General features: G+C 70.3%; 13 protein-coding genes and 1 pseudogene. 1 reads left to right on the top strand and 13 read right to left on the bottom strand.

Going from position 1 to position 19318, the window contains the following annotated elements:
* Position 1: 1 nt before the first annotated feature.
* The 10 genes and pseudogenes from PS467_RS39415 to PS467_RS39370 form a co-directional block, all read right to left on the bottom strand.
* Positions 2-2743 (bottom strand): helix-turn-helix transcriptional regulator, encoded by a 2742-nt coding sequence (locus PS467_RS39415; RefSeq protein ID WP_311039323.1) that lies wholly within the window; start codon positions 2741-2743, stop codon positions 2-4.
* Positions 2744-2877: 134 nt separating this feature from the next.
* Positions 2878-3621, bottom strand: a complete 744-nt coding sequence (locus tag PS467_RS39410; RefSeq protein ID WP_311039322.1) for a thioesterase II family protein — start codon at positions 3619-3621, stop codon at positions 2878-2880.
* Positions 3618-4979 (bottom strand): crotonyl-CoA carboxylase/reductase, encoded by a 1362-nt coding sequence (gene ccrA / locus PS467_RS39405; protein WP_311039321.1) that lies wholly within the window; start codon positions 4977-4979, stop codon positions 3618-3620. The genes PS467_RS39410 and ccrA overlap by 4 nt, the downstream gene beginning before the upstream one ends.
* 208 nt (positions 4980-5187) lie before the next feature.
* A complete protein-coding gene (locus PS467_RS39400) occupies positions 5188-6444 on the bottom strand; it encodes an alpha/beta hydrolase family protein (RefSeq protein ID WP_311039320.1) in 1257 nt (418 codons plus the stop codon).
* A gap of 311 nt (positions 6445-6755) precedes the next feature.
* Positions 6756-7811, bottom strand: coding sequence for an RICIN domain-containing protein (locus tag PS467_RS39395; protein ID WP_311039319.1), 1056 nt, complete (start codon positions 7809-7811; stop codon positions 6756-6758).
* 89 nt (positions 7812-7900) lie between these two features.
* Positions 7901-10540: a rifamycin-inactivating phosphotransferase gene (rph, locus tag PS467_RS39390; protein ID WP_311039318.1), complete on the bottom strand. Its 2640-nt coding sequence runs from the start codon at positions 10538-10540 to the stop codon at positions 7901-7903.
* 167 nt (positions 10541-10707) lie between these two features.
* Positions 10708-11664 (bottom strand): alpha/beta hydrolase, encoded by a 957-nt coding sequence (locus PS467_RS39385; RefSeq protein ID WP_311039317.1) that lies wholly within the window; start codon positions 11662-11664, stop codon positions 10708-10710.
* 484 nt (positions 11665-12148) lie between these two features.
* Positions 12149-13120, bottom strand: coding sequence for a dTDP-glucose 4,6-dehydratase (rfbB, locus tag PS467_RS39380; RefSeq protein WP_311039316.1), 972 nt, complete (start codon positions 13118-13120; stop codon positions 12149-12151).
* Positions 13117-13287, bottom strand: a pseudogene (locus PS467_RS39375) (glucose-1-phosphate thymidylyltransferase); the annotation flags it as partial. The pseudogene PS467_RS39375 and the gene rfbB, both read right to left, overlap by 4 nt.
* 307 nt (positions 13288-13594) lie before the next feature.
* Complete coding sequence (locus PS467_RS39370) at positions 13595-14359, bottom strand: SDR family oxidoreductase (RefSeq protein WP_311039315.1); 765 nt, start codon at positions 14357-14359, stop codon at positions 13595-13597.
* Positions 14360-14677: 318 nt separating this feature from the next.
* Between PS467_RS39370 and PS467_RS39365 the strand changes: the two genes are divergently transcribed.
* A complete protein-coding gene (locus PS467_RS39365; RefSeq protein ID WP_311039314.1) occupies positions 14678-15571 on the top strand; it encodes an NAD-dependent protein deacetylase in 894 nt (297 codons plus the stop codon).
* Positions 15572-15629: 58 nt separating this feature from the next.
* On the opposite strand, the gene PS467_RS39360 is transcribed toward PS467_RS39365, so the two are convergent.
* The 3 genes from PS467_RS39360 to PS467_RS39350 form a co-directional block, all read right to left on the bottom strand.
* Entirely contained in the window at positions 15630-16196 is a 567-nt protein-coding gene (locus PS467_RS39360) for a GNAT family N-acetyltransferase (protein ID WP_311039313.1), read from the bottom strand.
* Between the two features lie 139 nt (positions 16197-16335).
* Complete coding sequence (locus tag PS467_RS39355) at positions 16336-17415, bottom strand: NAD/NADP octopine/nopaline dehydrogenase family protein (protein ID WP_268976471.1); 1080 nt, start codon at positions 17413-17415, stop codon at positions 16336-16338.
* A 179-nt stretch (positions 17416-17594) separates the two neighbouring features.
* A complete protein-coding gene (locus PS467_RS39350) occupies positions 17595-19199 on the bottom strand; it encodes an AbgT family transporter (protein WP_311039312.1) in 1605 nt (534 codons plus the stop codon).
* Between the last annotated feature and the right edge of the window lie 119 nt (positions 19200-19318).

The raw sequence follows: 19318 nt of genomic DNA, 5'->3' as shown, positions 1-19318 counted from the left end.
CTCAGCCGGCGTCGGACAGCTCCTTGGGCAGCTGCTGACGGCCCTTCACCCCCAGCTTGCGGAACACGTTGGTGAGGTGCTGTTCCACCGTGCTGGAGGTGACGAACAGCTGGCTGGCGATCTCCTTGTTGGTGCGCCCGACCGCGGCGTGCGACGCCACCCGCCGCTCCGCCTCGGTCAGCGATGTGATCCGCTGCGCCGGCGTCACGTCCTGGCTGCCGTCCGCGTCCGAGGACTCCCCACCGAGCCGCCGCAGGAGCGGCACGGCTCCGCACTGGGTCGCGAGGTGCCGTGCGCGGCGGAACAGGCCCCGCGCACGGCTGTGCCGCCGGAGCATGCCGCACGCTTCGCCCATGTCGGCGAGGACGCGGGCCAGCTCGTACTGGTCGCGGCACATGATGAGCAGATCGGCGGCCTCGTCGAGCAGTTCGATCCGCTTGGCCGGCGGACTGTAGGCCGCCTGCACCCGCAGCGTCATCACCCGCGCCCGGGACCCCATCGGCCGGGACAGCTGCTCGGAGATGAGCCTCAGCCCCTCGTCACGGCCGCGGCCGAGCAGCAGAAGCGCTTCGGCGGCGTCGACCCGCCACAGGGCCAGGCCCGGCACGTCGACGGACCAGCGTCGCATCCGCTCCCCGCAGTCCCGGAACGCGTTGTACGCCGCCCGGTACCGCCCGGCCGCGAGATGGTGTTGCCCACGGGCCCAGACCATGTGCAGTCCGAAGAGGCTGTCCGAGGTCTCCTCCGGCAACGGCTCGGCGAGCCACCGCTCCGCCCGGTCGAGGTCGCCCAGTCGGATCGCGGCGGCCACGGTGCTGCTCAGCGGCAATGCGGCGGCCATCCCCCAGGAGGGCACGACCCGGGGGGCGAGCGCGGCCTCGCCGCACTCGACGGCGGCGGTCAGGTCGCCGCGGCGCAGCGCGGCCTCGGCGCGGAACCCCGCGCGGACCGCCTCGTCGGCCGGGGTCCGCATGTTGTCGTCACCGGCCAGCTTGTCGACCCAGGACTGGACGGCATCGGTGTCCTCGGCGTAGAGCAGGGCCAGCAACGCCATCATGGTCGTGGTCCGGTCCGTCGTGACCCGGGAGTGCTGGAGCACGTACTCGGCTTTGGCCTCGGCCTGTTCGGACCAGCCGCGCAGCGCGTTGCTCAGGGCCTTGTCGGCGACGGCGCGGTGCCGGACGGCTCCGGAGAACGAGGCGACCTCGTCCTCGGCCGGCGGATCGGCCGGACGCGGCGGATCGGCCGCGCCGGGATAGATGAGCGCGAGGGACAGGTCCGCGACGCGCAGGTGCGCCCGGCCCTGCTCGCTCGGGGCGGCGGAGCGCTGGGTCGCCAGGACCTCGGCGGCCTCGCCCGGCCGCCCGTCCATCGCCAGCCAGCAGGCGAGCGACACGGCGTGCTCGCTGGAGAGGAGCCGTTCCCGCGACGCGGTGAGCAGCTCGGGCACATGCCGGCCGGATCTGGCGGGATCGCAGAGCCGCTCGATGGCGGCGGTGTCGACGCGCAGTGCGGCGTGGACGGCGGGGTCGTCGGAGGCCCGGTAGGCGAACTCCAGGTAGGTGACGGCCTCGTCGAGCTCGCCGCGCAGGTGGTGCTCGCGCGCGGCGTCGGTGAACAGCCCGGCGACCTCGGCGCCGTGCACCCGGCCGGTACCCATCTGGTGGCGGGCGAGCACCTTGCTGGCCACGCCGCGGTCCCGCAGCAGTTCCAGTGCCAGCTCGTGCAGGCCACGCCGCTCGGCGGCGGAGAGGTCGTCGAGTACGACGGAGCGGGCCGCGGGGTGCGGGAACCGCCCTTCCCGCAGCAGCCGCCCCTCGACCAGCTGTTCGTGGGCCTGCTCGACCGCCTCGGTGTCGAGGCCGGTCATCCGCTGGACGAGGGTGAGTTCGACACTCTCGCCGAGCACGGCGGAAGCTCGGGCGACGCTCAGCGCGGCCGGGCCGCAACGATAGAGCGACCCGAGGTAGGCGAGCCGGTACGCCCGCCCCGCGACCACTTCCAGGCACCCTGAGGTCCGTGTCCGTGCCTCCCGGATGTCGTCGATCAGGCCGTGGCCGAGGAGCAGGTTGCCGCCGGTCGCCCGGAACGCCTGGGCCACCACGTCGTCGTGCGCGTCCTGGCCGAGGTGCCGGCGCACGAGTTCGGTGGTCTGCGCCTCGGTGAGCGGGCGCAGCGCGATCTCCTGGTAGTGGCGCAGACTCAGCAGTGCCGCCCGGAATTGGGAGTGGGCGGGCGTCGGCCGGAGCAGCTCGGTCAGCACGATGGCGACACGGGCCCGGCTGATGCGGCGCGCGAGGTGGAGCAGGCAGCGCAGCGACGGCGCGTCGGCGTGGTGCACGTCGTCGATGCCAATTAGTACGGGCCGCTCCGCGGCGAGCGTCAGCACCGTGCGGGTGAGTTCGGTCCCCAGGCGGTTGTCGACGTCGGCCGGCAGGTTTTCGCACGATGCCGTCAGCCGGACCAGCTCCGGTGTCCGGGCGGCCAGCTCGGGCTGGTCGAGGAGCTGGCCGAGCATGCCGTACGGCAGGGCCCGCTCCTCCATGGAGCACACCGCGCGAAGGGTGACGAAGCCGGCCTTGGCCGCGGCGGCGTCGAGGAGTTCGGTCTTGCCGCAGGCGATCGGCCCGGTGACGGCGGCGACGACGCCCCGCCCGCCCCCCGCTCGGGTGAGCGCCCGGTGGAGGGAACCGAACTCGTCATCGCGGGCGATCAGGTCTGGGGGAGATAAGCGCGCTATCACGAATGGAACTACCTCGCGACCGTCGTGGAAACCCATAGGCATCACATGGCTTGTTGATCTGTACGGCTGTGATTCAGCCTGGCGGGATGATCTGCTACAGACGGGAAGATGTGATCTAGGGCCGTGCCGTTCCCTCAGGAGCCGACCGCCCCCGGCGCCACCCGCCGTACCCCCTGGGCCACCAGCTCGGCGAGCCGCTCCTGGTGGTCGACGAGGTAGAAGTGGCCGCCGGGGAAGACCTCCACCGTGGTCGGCGCGGTCGTGTGCCCGGCCCAGGCGTGGGCCTGCTCCACCGTCGTCTTCGGATCGTCGTCACCGATGCACACCGTGATCGGCGTCTCCAGCGGCGGCGCGGGCTCCCACCGGTACGTCTCCGCCGCGTAGTAGTCCGCCCGCAACGGCGCCAGGATCAGCGCGCGCATTTCGTCGTCCGCCATCACATCGGCGCTCGTCCCGCCGAGGCCGATGACCGCCGCCAGCAGCTCGTCGTCGGACGCGAGGTGGTCCTGGTCGGCGCGCGGCTGCGACGGCGCCCGCCGGCCCGAGACGATCAGGTGCGCCACCGGGAGCCGCTGGGCCAGCTCGAACGCGAGTGTCGCGCCCATGCTGTGGCCGAACAGCACCAGCGGCCGGTCCAGCCCCGGCTTCAACGCCTCGGCCACGAGGCCGGCGAGAACACGCAGGTCGCGCACCGCCTCCTCGTCGCGGCGGTCCTGGCGGCCGGGGTACTGCACGGCGTACACGTCCGCCACCGGGGCGAGTGCACGGGCCAGCGGAAGGTAGAACGTCGCCGATCCGCCGGCGTGGGGCAGCAGCACCACCCGTACCGGGGCCTCGGGCGTGGGGAAGAACTGCCGCAGCCAGAGTTCCGAGCTCACCGCACCCCCTCGGCCGCGACCTGGGGAGCCCGGAACCGGGTGATCTCGGCCAAGTGCTTCTCCCGCATCTCCGGGTCGGTCACGCCCCATCCCTCCTCCGGCGCCAGACAGAGGACGCCGACTTTGCCGTTGTGCACATTGCGATGCACATCGCGCACCGCCGACCCGACGTCGTCGAGCGGGTAGGTCACCGACAGCGTCGGGTGCACCATCCCCTTGCAGATCAGGCGGTTCGCCTCCCACGCCTCACGATAGTTCGCGAAGTGGGTACCGATGATCCGCTTCACGGACATCCACAGGTACCGATTGTCAAAGGCGTGCTCATATCCCGAGGTTGACGCACAGGTGACGATCGTGCCACCCCGACGTGTCACGTAGACGCTCGCGCCGAACGTCGCGCGTCCCGGGTGCTCGAACACGATGTCGGGATCGTCACCGCCGGTCAGCTCCCGGATCCGCTTGCCGAAGCGCTTCCACTCGCTCGGATCCTGCCGGTCGTCGTCGGTCCAGAAGCGGTACCCCTCCGCGGCCCGGTTGATGACCAGCTCCGCGCCCTGGGCGCGGACCAGGTCGGCCTTGCGCTCGTCCGAGACGACGCAGACCGGGATGCCACCGCCGTTGAGGACGAGCTGGGTGGCGTACGAACCGAGCCCGCCCCCGGCTCCCCAGATCAGGACGACGTCGCCCTGCTTCATCCGGGCGCCGTTCCGGGACACCAGCTGCCGGTAGGCGGTCGAGTTCACCAGCCCGGAGCCGGCCGCCTCCTCCCAGGTCAGGTGCGCGGGCTTCGGCATCAGCTGGTTCGCCTTGACCAGGGCGATCTCGGCGAGGCCGCCGAAGTTCGTCTCGAAGCCCCATATCCGCTGCTCGGGGTCGAGCATCGCGTCGTCGTGACCGTGGGGCGTGTGCAGGTCGACGCTGAGGCAATGCGCGACGACGCGGTCGCCGGGCTTCCAGTCCACCACGCCGTCGCCGGTGCGCAGGACGACACCGGCCAGATCGGACCCGACCACGTGATAGGGCAGGTCGTGCCGCTTGGCCGCGGCGCCGGTCCGCCCGTACCGAGCGAGGAAGTGAAACGTGGGGATCGGCTCGAAGAGCGCGCTCCATACGGTGTTGTAGTTGATCGCACTGGCGAGCACGGCGACGAGCACCTCGCCGGGGGCCGGCTCGGGAGTCGGCACATCGCGCACGTGCAGCGATTTCTCGGGATGCTTCTCGTGGGTCCGCAGACCCTCGAACATGTGTATCTCGTCAGCGAGTACCACGGCTCCCCGGTAATTCTCAGGAATCTTTAAGTTCCGGAAATCACCCTCTCCTGCGTCGCCGGACTCCAACGCCTGAAGAAGGTCACGCATTTTTGTCCTCCGCTCCGAGATCGCAAATTAACTCTAGCCACGCCCATAACGCCACTCACACCCCTGGCCGGATACCCACCCCCTGACATCGCGGCTGGGGGGAAGATTCTCTTGAGAGCATTCATCAGTGGCTGTATCCTCTGGCCGCACTGAATGCATCGGCTGTCACTCCCCCGGTGCCGATCCCCACCCACCACACCCCGCTGTCTCAGCCGATGAACCGCACGTCCGGGTGGAGCGGCGAGGGGCCGTCGAGCAGCGGCTGGTGGCGGCCGCGTAGGTGCTGGTCGAAGAAGGCGGTGAGATAGGCCCGCCGGCTGGCGGCGAACCGCGCCGGATCGACGGTGCCGATCATCCGGGACGGCAGTCCGTCCGGCAGCGTGAGCCGCTCGGCGAGCCCCGGGAGGACGGTCTGGTAGTCGGTGAACGAATTGTGCTCGGCCGCCTCCGTCCACAGATCGCGCTTCCAGCCCGTGGAGTTGCGCCACATCGCCCGCCATGACGGGGAATGCTCGTGGGTGTGCGGCAGCCTGCCGGACGGGACCGCGAGCCACGCCCCCATCTGGAGGAACGGCCGGTCCAGACCGGTGCGGGCGACCGGCAGCAGCAGTTCGGGGTCGGTCCAGTCGTAACCCAGCGGCCCGTCGAAGTTGGCCCCGGCGCGGATACGACGGTCCACGCGCATCGCCTCCGCGGTCGTCATCCCGCCCAGCGAATGCCCGAACATGCCGGTGCGTGCGAGGTCCAGGACCTTCTCCAGACCCCGCGGCAGCGACCGCTTTCCGGCGTCGGGGTTGCCGCCGCGCGCGAGCACGGCCAACTGGTCCAGGACGAACGGGATGTCGGCGACCCGGACCTCCAGCGCCGCCCTGGACCGTTCGGCGTCCGCCTCGATGGCGCCGAGACCGGGCGCGGGCTCGATCACGCGGCCGTCCGGGAACTCGACCGCATGCGCCTCGTGCACGGGGTCGACGGTGACCACGACATAGCCGTGGCTCGCCAGCTCCTCCACGGCGGTGGTGTCGAGCGTGCGCTCGTTGTACATGCCCGGCGAGTACAGCACCACGGGACGGGGCCCGCCCCCGGACGCCGCGGCCACTCCGACACGGGCATGGGTGCCGAACCCGGCCCAGTCGATGGCCCCCTGGTCGGCCTCGAGGATCTTCGCCGCGCCCGCCCCGAAGACCGCTGCCGCGCCCGGACGCATATAGGGCGCCCGGGGCCCGTCCTTAGCCGCGGCGCGATCGGCCGGGTACCAGACACTCACCATGAGCTCCCGGAACTGCCCGGCCGCGTCCCCCGCCCACCAGGGGCCGCGACGCGTCCGGTCCACCAGACGCAGCTCGGTGACGCCAATCGCGCACGGGCCCGTGGGGCGGGGCAGTTCCAGCCGTACGGGCCCGGCAGCGGCCGTCGGCGCGGCGGACGCACGCGCGGCCGGGCCCAGGACCGAGACGGCACCCACTACGGCTGAACCGGCCGCGCGGGCCAGCAAACGCCGCCGCGTCACAGACAGGGCCGAAAGGCCGGAAAAGCGGGGAGAGCTTGAGGAGTCACCAGCGGATATGGATCGCATGGCACGATCCTGCTTGCGCCCCGGGCCCGAATCCATGGGGCCAGCCGGATGGTGTCCGACGCTCGCCTCGTCACGACCACGAGTTCGTCACCACGGCCAGACACGGCACACGGGCGAGGCGAGCGGCTGAACCAGCCGAGCGCGAACGCCCCCACCCATGCGGGTGGGGGCGTTCTGCCGGCACAGACCCGCCGACTGGTTCAGCCGCCGCAGGTCGGGGGTTCCGGGCTGGTCTCGACCAGATAGATGCTGGCCCGCCCCTGGTCGTCGCTCAGCAGCGGAACGGTGACGGTGTCGTGCGCCGTCCACGGGTAGCCGCCTGCGTCGAAGGTCCACTCCCCGGTCACCTTCGTCGCCAGCTCCGACAGCGCCACCCACCCGTACTGGTGCGACGGGACGCTGATGACCAGGCTGTTCCCGAGTGCCTCGCTCAGGTTGTACGTGACCCTGCCGGTGATGGTCGAGGTGACGCTCGCCTGGACCGGACTCGTCGCGCCGACGGTCGACTGGAAGGACACGCTCAGCTCGCTCGACCAGCCGGAGGTCGTCGTCAGCGAGAACGTCCACGGCACAGGCGCTTCGGTGCCGTTGTACCAGCCGGGCGAGACGCACTGCTTCGGCAGCGGCTCGGCCGGGGCCTGGGAACCCTTCGTCCAGGAGCAGGTCGCCGCCTTGGTCTGGCAGCGGTGGGACGCGTACGTCACGGCGGCGCTGAACGCGGCATCGGTGCCCGACGAGGGAATGCGCCACTGCTGCGCGGCGGTACCGTTGCACCCGTAGGTGTCGGTCCACGCGTCGTTGCTCTGGGAGGCCAGCACGACGTCGATGCACTTGTCGTCACCGGCGTTGCGGATCATGAACGTGTCGTCGGCGCCGTTCACCGGCTGGAAGTACCAGCGCTGGCCGGACGATCCGGAGCACGGACGCTGCGTGAGCGGCAGGCCGGCCTGGACGCACTTGCCGCTGACGTCGTTGGCCAGGGTGAACGATCCGTCGGCCTGCAACCTGGCCGTCCATTTCTGGTGGTAACCGGGGGCGGAATTGGTGACGATGAACACGCCGTCCCCGGTGTTGCCGTTCTGGAGGTCGAGGTTGCGGCCACTGTTGACCGACGTGAACGTCAGTCCGGTCAGACCACCCGGATCGTCGACGGTCTCTGCCGCGTCGGCCTGGACCGACAGGCCCAGCGTGACGGCGAGGACGGCGAAGAAGACGGCCACGGTCCGGGCTAAGGCCCCGTGTCTCAGTACTCTCATACAAACCCCCCAAATGATCGAAGTGCCGATGATGTCGGACTGCCTGCCAAGGTAGCAACTCCACTGATTTCACGGGGAGTTCACAGAGGTCACGGCAGGATCTCGACGTACCCGTCGGTTCCGTGCACACGGATCCGCTGCCCGTCCCGGATCAGCCGGGTGGCCCGCTCCACGCCCACGACGGCCGGCAAGCCGTACTCCCGGGCGATCACCGCGCCATGGGTCATCAGGCCGCCCACCTCCGTCACCAGGCCCGCGATGCCGACGAACAGCGGCGACCAGCTGGGGTCCGTGAAGGTCGTGACCAGGATGTCGCCCGCTTCGAGCTCGGCCTCCGCCATGTCGAGGATGACGCGGGCCCGTCCCTCGATGGTCCCGGCGGAAACCGGCAGGCCGATCAGGGCACCGGCCGGCACGTCGTCGCGCCGGTACGCCCCGGTGACGGCCTCGCCATCCGAGGTGAGCACCCGGGGCGGGGTGAGTGCGTGGTACGAGCGGAACGCGTCCTTGCGCCGCTGGATGAGCTGGTGATCCACCTGGTGCGTGCGCACGACGTCGTGGAGCTCCTGGAAGGTGAGGTAGAAGATGTCCTCCCGCTCAGGCAGCACGTCGGCCCGCACGAGGCGCTCGGCCTCCGCCAGCAAGGCCCGCTTGTAGACGAAGTAGCGGCTGATGATGCCGTACTTGGGGTACTCCCGGTACCCGATGAAGGTCCGGACCCGGTCGATCATCCGCTTGGCCTCGTCGGCTTTCCGGTCCCCGTCCGGCAGGGCCCGCAAGCGTGACAGCACGTCCTGTTCCTTCTGCCGCGCCTTCTGCCGCCCTTGCTCGAAGTGCCGCTTCGCGGCGCCCGGTTCGAAGTTCCTGATGTTGTCGAGGATCACGGGCACGAGTGTGGTGGGGCACTCGCGCCAACGCGGCCGCGTGATGTCGATCTCGCCGACGCAGCGCATGCCGTACCGGTCGAGGTAGGCCTCGATGGCGTCGCGCGCTTCGGTCCCGCCCGCGAGCTTCGCCAGCTCGTCCAGGAAGGCGTCGTCCTCGACGTACTCGACGTCCCGCAGGAACGCCACCACCTCCGGATGCGGGCGGATCACGTCCGCGACGTCGAGCAGCGCCAGTCCCATCTCCGACGTGACGTTGTCGGGGGCGGACAGCGTGAGCGTGTCGGCCGCGTTCTTCTCCCCCAGCCACTCCCCCAGCTTGTCGTTGAGCCACCACGTGGCCTCCATCCCCGCCATGATCGCCTTCAGGCTCAGCGGATCACCGAGGACTCGTTTGTGCTCCTCGAAGGCCTCCAGCAGGAAGTCGAACAGCGCCGGTCCGGTCTTCGTCCGGATGTCGCGCTCCAGGGCTGCGATGGACGCCTGGCTGCGCTCGATCAGCTCGGTGACGATGGCCGGATCGGTCTCGATCGGGGCGGAAGCGTTGCCGGCCGGCGGCCCGCCGGGATCCGCGTCCGGGAACGACGGGACGAAATCGTCGCGGCCGAGGACGGTCTCCAGCGCGTCCCTGACCAGCGGATCGCCTCGCCCCATGACGTCCAGGAGGCCGGCCCGGCTCGCGGGCGAGGCCAGGCGCCGGGTGACGTCGACGAACAGCCTCCCGCCCGCCTCGTGCATCGGCACCATGGCCGTCAGCTGCCACATGGAGAGCCCCAGGGGCTTCATGGGGTCGGTCATCATCTGCTGATGACCGACGGAGACGTAGATGTGATTCTCCTGGTCACCGGTCTCGGGGATGGGGAACAGCGTCGTGATCGGCCGGCTCTGGACGACCCGGAAGCCATCGTCGGTCAGGCACCATTCGATGTCCTGCGGGCGGCCGAAGTGCGCTTCGATCCGCCGCCCGAGCCGCACGAGCCGCACGGCCTGCGCATCCGTCAGCGCCGGCTGCTCCTGCCGCTGCGCGTCGATCGCCACTTCCCGCGTACCACCGGCCGGCAGGGCCTGCACGGCACGCTGTTTGGCGGCGATCGCCTTGGCGACGACTTCGCCGTCTCGCACCGTGAAGACGTCCGGGTTCACCAGGCCGGAGACCAGGGCCTCACCGAGGCCGAAGCCGGCGTCCACGGTGGCGACCTTCCGGTTGCCCGTGACGGGGTCGGCCGTGAACAGGATGCCGGAGGCGTGTGGGAAGACCATCCGCTGCACGACGACGGCCATGTGGACCGTACGGTGGTCGATGCCATTGCGCCGGCGGTAGGTCACGGCCCGCTCGGTGAACAGCGAGGCCCAGCACCGGCTGATGTGCTGGAGGATCGCCGTCGGCCCCACGACGTTCAGGTACGTGTCCTGCTGGCCGGCGAAGGAGGCCGTCGGCAGGTCCTCCGCCGTCGCGCTGGATCGGACGGCGTAGGCGGCTTGCTCGCCGTGCTGGGCGAGCGCGCGGGTGATCGCCGCCGCGAGCTCGCCCGGAATGGCAGTGCCTTCGATGGTCTCGCGCATCTGCGCGCTGAGCGTGCGGATCGCCTCCCGGTCGTCCGGGCTCAGGCGCGACAGCTGATCGAGCCGGTCGTCGATCGACGGCACGTCCGCCATGACCCGCCGGAAGGCATCCGTCGTCACGCAGAAGCCACCCGGCACGCGGACGCCGTCGACCCGCGACAGCCCGCCCAGGTGCGCGCCCTTGCCGCCGACGAGCGCGACCCGCGTCTCGTCGACATCTTCGAGATCCACCACGTACTGCTCGAGGACATCACCGCGTCCCCCATACGTCGACAACAACACACACCTCGTGCCTCCCCATGCCCCCAGGTCGGGGCATCGGCCGACGATTCTGCGCCGTGACCCGGGTCTTGCGGCAAGCCCCCCAGTGCGCTATACGTTGAGAGTGGCAAGGAGAGAGTTCTCCTTGCCTTTGTCTTTTGCCTACGTCCCGCTCGGCGCAAGGGCTGTCACAGGGCGCGCAGGACACGGATCCTGTCGGCGCGGGAGCGTTGCGCGATATCGGCGGTGGGAGCGATGCGGTCGAAACCGTGCGGGCAGCCCGGGTGCACATGCAGTTCGGCGGAGACCCCGGCGCCGGTGAGGCGGCGGGCGTAGTCGAGGCACTCGTCGCGGAAGATGTCCAGCTCTCCCACCTCGATGTAGGCGGCGGGGAGACCGGCCAGGCTCTCGGCGCGGGCGGGGGCCGCGGTGGGGGGTACGTCAGGGGTGCCGACGGTGTCGCCCAGCAGGGCGTGCCAGCCGGTGTGGTTGTTGTCGTAGTTCCAGCCGACGAAGGGTTCCAGGACGGGGTCGGGACGGGTATTGCGGTCGTCGAGCATCGGGTAGATGAGGATCTGCCGTGCCAGCGGCAGGCCGCGGTCCCGGGCGAGCAGGGCTGTCGCGGCGGCCAGCCCGCCGCCGGCGCTGTCGCCCATGACGGCGATGCGCTCCGGGTCGACTCCGAGCTCTGCCGCGTGCTGGGCGAGCCAAGCCAGTCCCGCCCAGCAGTCTTCGACCGGTGCGGGGTGGGGGTGTTCGGGGGCGCGCCGGTAGTCCACGGCCAGCATCGGCACCTGGCTGTCGGCGGTGTACTGCGCCACCACACGGTCGAACAACTGCACAGAACCCAGGATCATCCCGCCACCGTGCAGGTAGAGGACCGCGGGACCGGTGGGTTCGGGTGCCTCGGTGTGATGGGGCGGGGTGTACCAGCGCAGCAGTACCTGCTGTCCGTCGTAGGACGTGGCGGTGAAGTCCTGGCGGCTCACGGTCGCGGATTCGGGCAGGGTGGCTTCCATGGCCGCGAGGGCTTTCTCCCCATCGGCGCGCAGTTGCCGCCAGTCGTCGCGGGCCACCGGCTTCGGTGTGCCGACGGCCGCTGACCGCACGGCGCGGGCGAGGTCGGGGTGGAGTGCGAAACTCATGTTGATCTCCTCAGGGTTGTGAGCCGCGCCGGCGTGACAGACGCGTATGGCGGCTCCCCCGGGGGCACTGAGCATCAACGGTTCTCCACTGCGGGCGGCGCTTGCATCGTATCGCCGTATCGCCGCGCACTTCCCGGCAGGCAACGGCGCCCAGCGAGAGAACAGGCAGCGCGATGCGCCCCGGGTGAGGCAGCCCGCATGGCGCTGCCTGGCCCGGGGCACGGGTGGTTCACGGGTCAGGGCTCCGCCGTCGACGGGCAGCAGCACGCCGTGAATGCGGGACGCCTCGTCGCCGGCGAGGAAGACCACGGCGTCGGCGGCCTCCGCCGCGGTGCCGGGACGTCGGGCGGGGTAGCTGCTCATGGACCCGGGGCTGGTGATGTCCAGGGCGGCACGGTGCATAGGGGTCACGTCCTCGCCGCGCCGACGCAGTTCGCCGACGTGTCGCGGCCGAGGCCGCCGCCGATGCCGGTGACCAGCCACCTCATGCGCGTCCCTGACGGATGCGGCGCTTGAGCGGCTCCCACCAGTCACGGTTGTCGCGATACCAGGCGACGGTGCGGGCGAGCCCGTCGGCGAAGTCGTGCCGCGGCCGGTAGCCGAGTTCGTCGCGGGCCTTGCCCCAGTCCACCGAGTACCGCAGGTCGTGTCCCTTGCGGTCCTCGACGTACTCCACCATCTCCCAGCCGGCCCCGCAGGCTTCCAGCAGCAGACCGGTCAACTCCTTGTTGCTCAGTTCGGCGCCGCCTCCGATGTGGTAGACCTCGCCGGGACGGCCCCCGGTCCGCACCAGCTCGATGCCCTGGCAGTGGTCCGCGACGTGCAGCCAGTCGCGGACGTTGCCGCCCTCCCCGTACAACGGGACCTTGTGTCCGTCGAGAAGGTTGGTGACGAACAGCGGGATGACCTTCTCCGGGAACTGGTTCGGCCCGTAGTTGTTGGAGCAGCGGGTGATCCGGACGTCCAGGCCGTGGGTGCGGTGGTAGGCCAGGGCGAGCAGGTCGGAGGAGGCCTTGGACGCGGAGTACGGCGAGTTGGGGCTCAGCGGATGGTCCTCGAGCCAGGAGCCGGAGGCGATGGAGCCGTAGACCTCGTCGGTGGACACGTGCACGAACGGGCCGACGCCGTGGCGCAGGGCCGCGTCCAGCAGGGTCTGGGTGCCCAGCACGTTGGTGCGGACGAATGCGGCCGCGCCGGTGATGGAGCGGTCGACGTGGGACTCCGCCGCGAAGTGCACCACCTGGTCGGCGTCGGCCATGAGAGTGTCGACCAGACCGGCGTCGCAGATGTCCCCGACGACGAACTCCAGGCGGGCCAGGACCGGTTCGAGGTTGGTGAGGGTGCCGGCGTAGGTGAGTCTGTCGAGGACGGTGACGCGGGCCGCGCCATCGGCGAGCAGGGTGCGGACGTAGTGGGAGCCGATGAAGCCGGCCGCACCGGTGACGAGAATGTTCATGAACGGATCTGCACCTTGCTGTGGTCTCCGAGGACGAGTCGGTGCGCGCTGGGCACGCAGGGCGCCGGGGTGACCTGGCCGATCAGCGAGGACTCGATCCGCGCGCCCTCCGCCACCACCACCCGCCCTACGGTCTGCGACGTCTCGTCGACCTCGCCGTCGATACGTCAGGCCACGCCGGCCGGCGCCGGTGCCATGGTATGTGCGGTTCGGGTGATGAGGTCGGCGGACTGGTCGATCTCGGTGGCGGTGGTGGTGCGGCCTGCTCGCGGGTGAGGCCGATCGCGGTGAGGACGTGGGGCCCGTGGAGTGTGTGCGGCGACAAAGAGGCGAGGTCGACGCCGGCGACCGCCGGCGGTGGCGGCCGCCACCGCGAGAGCGGACGGCCCAACCGCCGGGCGAGCCCCCGTCCCGACCGCCGCGCCCGGCCCAGCGGCCGAGGGGGCGGAGCAGCGGTGGCGGTTGTCCGCGCGGTTACCTGGCGTGCGGGTCGGAGGCGTTGAGTGTCCGGACGACCTGGTCGTAGTCACCGCGTGCCTCGCCGTGGCGCAGGAACTTCACCCGCTCGACCTGGATCTCCTTGGCCTCGGGTTCGGCCTCCAGCAGTGCCATGACCTCCGCCACGAACTCATCCAGCGGCATGGCCAGTTCATTCTCCTCCTGGCCGGGCAGCAGTTCGGTGCGTACGGACGGCGGCACCAGCTCCACCACCTTCACGCTGGTGTCGGTCAGCTGGAGCCGGATCGACTCACTGAGCATGTGGATCGCGGCCTTCGAAGCGTTGTAGCTGGGGGTGACCTTGAGCGGAGCGAACGCCAGGCCCGAGGAGACGGTGACGATCGTGGCGTCCGGCTGTGCCCGCAGGTGCTCGATGAACGCGGCGATGAGCCGGATCGGCCCGAGTACGTTGGTCGTCACCACGGACTCGGCGGAGGCCAGGAACGACTCGGGCTGGTGCCAGTCCTCGATGTGCATGATCCCGGCCATCGTGACCAGGACATTGAGGTCCGGGTACCGGTTCAGCACCTCTTCGGCGGCGGCGGTGATGCTCGCGGGGTCCGCGGTGTCGATCCGGACGGTGCCGATACCGGGGTGCTCGGCGGCGATCTTCTCGAGCAGTTCGGCGCGGCGTCCTCCGATGATGACGGTGTTCCCCTTGGCCCGCAGTTCGAGGGCGAGGGCGAGACCGATGCCACTGGTGGAACCGGGGATGAAGATGGTGTTGCCGGAGATGTCCATGGCATTTTTCCTTATGGATCTGGGTCGTGTCGGGCGGGCTGCGCCCAGGTTCACCGGTGAAGCCGGTGCTCCCTCCCCACCATGAGCCCGCCCGTCACGGACAACCAGGGGGTCCTTCGCCCAGGGGCTGAGAACCCCTGGCTCGGACCGGCCACCGATCGCAGACTGACATCATGGTTCGGCGTGGCGAGAGCGACGTGTGCTCCGGGAGACCCGCCGCCCGCGCAACGGCACTGGCCGCGGGCGGGGGACGTTGCCGAGGTCGCGTCCGGCGCCGCGCACAGCGGAGGGTGGCGGTCTGTTCCGTACCCTTGCGGCATGCGTATGCGCCCCACTGTGAACTGGACCCCCACCGAGGACCTGCCGCCGGGCAGCACCGACCCGGAGCCGGTCGCCGATGCCCTGAGCGCCGGCGGTGTGCTGGTGCTCAGCGGGGCGGGCCTGTCCACGGAGTCCGGCATCCCCGACTACCGGGGCGAGGGCGGGAGCCTGAGCCGGCACACCCCGATGACCTACCAGGACTTCACAGCGAACGCCCAGGCCCGGCGTCGGTACTGGGCGCGCAGCCACCTCGGCTGGCGCACCTTCGGCCGCGCCCGCCCCAACGCCGGGCACCGGGCCGTGGCCGCGTTCGCGCGGCACGGCCTGCTCTCGGGTGTGATCACGCAGAACGTCGACGGCCTGCACCAGGCCGCCGGCAGCGAGGACGTGGTGGAACTCCACGGAAGCCTGGACCGGGTCGTCTGCCTCTCCTGCGGCGCCTTCAGCCCGCGCCACGACCTCGCCCGGCGGCTGGAGGAGGCCAATGTGGGCTTCGAACCGGTGGCTGCCGGAATCAACCCGGACGGTGACGCCGACCTCACCGACGAACAGGTCGGGGACTTCCGCGTGGTGCCCTGCACGGTCTGTGGCGGCATCCTCAAACCGGACGTGGTGTTCTTCGGCGAGGCCGTTCCGCCGGCTCGGGTCGAGCACTGCCGCACACTGGTCCGTGAGGCGTCCTCGCTCCTGGTCCTGGGCTCGTCACTGACGGTGATGTCCGGGCTCCGGTTCGTCCGCCAGGCGGCCCAGGCCGGGAAACCGGTGCTGATCGTCAACCTGGACCCCACCCGGGGCGACCGGCACGCCGTCACCCGGGTCGCGCTCCCGCTGGGAACGACCCTCACCACCGTAGCCGGCCGGCTGGGCATCCCCGGGCCGGCCCAGGCGTGAGGCGGCTCGGTGTGGTGACCGCCGTCCGGCAGAGCCGGTGGCCCCGAGCCGCGAACCGTCAACCGCTGTCCGGCACCCGCCGAGCGGGCTGCCGCTCTTCGGCGCGGAGCCGGTACACCACACTCCGGCGCAGCGGTCCGTCGGGCACGCTCGGGTCGTCGAAGTCGTCGGCTGGATCGCGGGTCATGCCGATACGGCGCATCACTGCCTGCGAACGCAGGTTGGTGGCCGTGGTCACCGCGAGGATCTCCGCGAGCCCGAGCTGTTCGAAGCCGAAGGCCATCACGGCTCGGGCGGCCTCGGTGGCATAGCCGTGTCCCCACGCCGGGCGGGCCAGCCGCCAGCCGGCCTCCACCCCGGTGAACGGCATCCCTTCATCCACCGGATCGAGCCCGGTGAACCCGATGAACTCGCCGGTTGCCCTGACCTCCACCGCCCACCATCCCCAGCCTCGCCGGTCGAGGTCGGCTTGGAAACGGGCCGCGGATGCCGTGCTCTGCTCCCGGGTGAGGATGTCCGGGAAGTACTCCCGGACCCGCGGATCAGCATTCATGGCCGCCCACGGGTCAAGGTCGGACTTCCGCCAGCCGCGGAGCACAAGACGATCGGTGTGCAGATCACGCATCACGCCAACCTAGCGCGCTGACGGACTCAACGCGCGGCCGCGGCCCCAGACGGCCTTGCGCCTTCTGGGACCGCGGGCGGCTGGTCCGGCGTGCGGCTCCGGCGTGCGGCGGGTTACGGGTACGGCCGGTACGGCACGTTCACACCGCGCCGTCGACGAACGCGGCCCGGATGCCGTCGACATCGGAGCCGAGCAGGCCCAGCGTCTGCGCCGTGCGCCCACCGGCCACGAAGTCCTGTCCGCACAGGGCTGTGCTCAGGGCGACGAACGAGTCGGTCAGGGGCAAGGAGAGTCCGATCTGCGCGGCCAGCGAACTCCAGATGACCAGCCCGAACGGGACGTCTTCGGTGAAGTACCGGTGCTTGACCGAGTCCGGTTCGGGGAATCCCTGACGGCCGTAGCCCTGCACGATGCGCTCGACGAAGCTGCCCTCGGTCACCCCGTAGGCGGTGTCGAGGAAGTCCCAGAAGCTGGCCGCCTTCACGCCGAGGGCGTCCGCCAGGGCGAGGCGTTCGCGGTCGAGGGCGTCGATGACCTCCGCGATGCGCGGTGTCACCAGGCTGTGCAGCGGGTGGCAGTCGGCGTCCTCGACCGTCTTGAAGTTCAGCACCGCCGGCGGCACGTGGTAGATGGGGTTGCAGTTGTTCAGCCCGACGGTCAGCGTGTCCTCACCCGGCACGTACCGGTCGCCGAAGTACGTCCGCAGGATGTCCAGAGCCCGGGGCGTGTCCGCACTGGGCACGGTGGCCAGCGGGACGGCGTGCTTGATCGCCCCGATGTAGACATGCGCGGGGCGGCGCAGCCGGCACGTGTACAGGCTGGTCGGCGTCTCCGCGATGAGGCAGGGCTGCCGACCGGCGATCGCGAACATGCGCGCGAGCTCCACACCGCTGCCGAGGACGCCCGGCTGGAACAGGACGAGCTGGTCCGGCGCGAGGACAGCGGCGAGCTCCTTGGACAGGTAGGCGTGCGCGAAGGCGGGCGCGGCGACGATGACCACCTCGGCGCCGCCGACGGCGTGCGTGAGGTCGGTCGTCAGCACGGAGGGGGTGCCGTGGCCCTCCACGTCTCCGGTCATGTCGATGCCGTCGTTGGCCTTGATCGGTTCAAGATCGCGACCCCACCTGTCGAAGATCCGTACGTCGTGTCCCTTGAAGGACATGTGGCCGGCGATGGCCTGGCCGACGTTGCCTGCGCCGATGATGGCGATGCTGCCCATGGTGAGTGACTCTTTCCGTTCCGAAGTGGTGCGGGAGTGGGCTCGGCGGTGCCGAACCATGCAAGGTGGCGGACTGTGCAAGGCGTTGAAGTGGTGGTGTCGTGACAGCCGTTCGCGGCTTCCTTTCGGTCATCGGGCGCCCGTTGTCCGGCGGGGAATCGCCGGCGGACGGCAGGGTGTCATCTGACGGGCACCCCTGGGCCGAGCGGAATGCCCAGGGCGTACCAGAGGGCGAAGAAGGACGACCACGAGACGAGTACGGCGAGAGCCACGGGAACCGTGAAGGACAGCATGGTGCCGATGCCCGCGCCCTTCCGGAACTGCTGGAGGAATCCCAGGGCCAGGACGAAGTAGGCGTTCATGGGCGTGGTGTTGGTGACCGAGTCGCCGATCATGAAGGAGACCATCGCCGCCTGGGGGGACAGCCCGATGTACATCGTCAGGGGAACCACGACGGGGGCGAGGATGGACCACATCGCCGAACCGCTGCTGATGATGATGTTGAGTCCGCTGATGGCCAGAATGATCACGAGCAGGATGACGAGGTGGGGCGCGTCCAGGGATTTCAGGAGCCGGGCGCCCTCGACGGTGATCACATTGCTGATGCCGGTCCAGGTGAAGTAGGCGAGGAACTGCGCGACCACGAAGAACAGCACGATCACGGGTACGAAGGACTTCACCCCGTCGGCCATGGCGGAGGGGACGGACGACAGCGAGGGGATCGTGCCCACCTGCCTGCCGTAGACGATGCCGAGGATCGCGAACAGCAGGGAGATGAACACGGCGATGTTCACCACGACCACGGACTGGACGATGCTGCCGCCCTCGCCACGGAACGGGGATCCGGGCAGCAGGAGCGCGGACACCGCCAGGACGTAGAGCAGGAGCACCGCGCCGGACCGTCTCATGGCGCGCTTCTCCACGGCGCTCAGCGTGACCGCGGAAGGGGCCTCGCCGGCCGGTCCGCTGGGCTGCGATGCCCCGGCTTGGGTGGTGTTGAAGAGCCTGTCGGCGGCCGCGTCGTCCTCGGGTGTCGGCACGAACTCGGGCCTTCGGGCCAGGATGCGGTCGACCGTGAGGGCGATCACGGCGGCGAGGAACACCGATGAGACCGCGGTGAAGAAGTACGTGGCGACCGGAGTGATGACGTAGTCCGGATCGACGGTATGCGCGGCCTCGGCCGCCAGGGACGACCTGACCGCGTCGGCCGGTGTCACCAGCGGGCTGGCGTTGAAGCCGATGGCCGTCGACGCGTAGGCGACCATCAGACCGAGCACGGGGCTGCGGCCCACGGTCCGGAAGGCCAGCGCCCCCAGCGGGATCATCACGATGTAGGCCGAGTCGCTCATGACGTGCGCGATCATCGAGCTGAACGCGATGGAGAAGGTCAGCCACCGAACGGGCAGACGGCCGATCGTGACGCGAAGAAGCGCGGTGAGAAGGCCGCTCTTCTCGGTGACGCTGACTCCGAGCAGGACCACCACCACGACCGACAGCGGTGCGAACCCGGCGAAGTTGTCCAGTGCGGACTCCGCCGCGAACTTGGCTCCCTGAAGAGAGAGCAGGTTCTTCACCGCGACGGAGTCCCCTGTCGACGGCAGCGTGACGGACACGCCCGCCCCGGCCAGTACGGCACTGACCACACCCAGCAGTGCCACGAAGATCCAGAACAGCCAGAACGGATGGGGGAGCCTGTTTCCCGCCCGTTCCAGGGCGCTGAGCGCACGGAACAACCGATTCATGGAGCCGTCCGCGGTCGGACTGCTGCTTCGAAGTTGCGTCATCTGGGGCCTTATCGGGTCGACGGTGAACGCAGGCTGCGATATGTGCTGCTCTGTCGGATACGCAAGGCCGACCGCGGACGTCCGGCGCCGCGAAGGCCAGGCCGGTAAAGGCCAGTCAG

Origin of the sequence: Streptomyces luomodiensis (genome assembly GCF_031679605.1) — a bacterium.
GTDB lineage: Bacteria > Actinomycetota > Actinomycetes > Streptomycetales > Streptomycetaceae > Streptomyces > Streptomyces luomodiensis.
The sequence above is the reverse complement of the archived record's forward strand: the minus strand, read 5'-3'. Positions and strand labels throughout refer to the sequence as shown.

What these genes read in the sequence shown, in the direction of transcription:
- ccrA (WP_311039321.1), bottom strand. Translation starts at nt 4,979, where the DNA reads ATGCGTGACCTTCTTCAGGCGTTGGAGTCCGGCGACGCAGGAGAGGGT.
- PS467_RS39395 (WP_311039319.1), bottom strand. Translation starts at nt 7,811, where the DNA reads ATGAGAGTACTGAGACACGGGGCCTTAGCCCGGACCGTGGCCGTCTTC.
- PS467_RS39385 (WP_311039317.1), bottom strand. Translation starts at nt 11,664, where the DNA reads ATGAGTTTCGCACTCCACCCCGACCTCGCCCGCGCCGTGCGGTCAGCG.
- rfbB (WP_311039316.1), bottom strand. Translation starts at nt 13,120, where the DNA reads ATGAACATTCTCGTCACCGGTGCGGCCGGCTTCATCGGCTCCCACTAC.
- PS467_RS39370 (WP_311039315.1), bottom strand. Translation starts at nt 14,359, where the DNA reads ATGGACATCTCCGGCAACACCATCTTCATCCCCGGTTCCACCAGTGGC.
- PS467_RS39365 (WP_311039314.1), top strand. Translation starts at nt 14,678, where the DNA reads ATGCGTATGCGCCCCACTGTGAACTGGACCCCCACCGAGGACCTGCCG.
- PS467_RS39360 (WP_311039313.1), bottom strand. Translation starts at nt 16,196, where the DNA reads ATGCGTGATCTGCACACCGATCGTCTTGTGCTCCGCGGCTGGCGGAAG.
- PS467_RS39355 (WP_268976471.1), bottom strand. Translation starts at nt 17,415, where the DNA reads ATGGGCAGCATCGCCATCATCGGCGCAGGCAACGTCGGCCAGGCCATC.
- PS467_RS39350 (WP_311039312.1), bottom strand. Translation starts at nt 19,199, where the DNA reads ATGACGCAACTTCGAAGCAGCAGTCCGACCGCGGACGGCTCCATGAAT.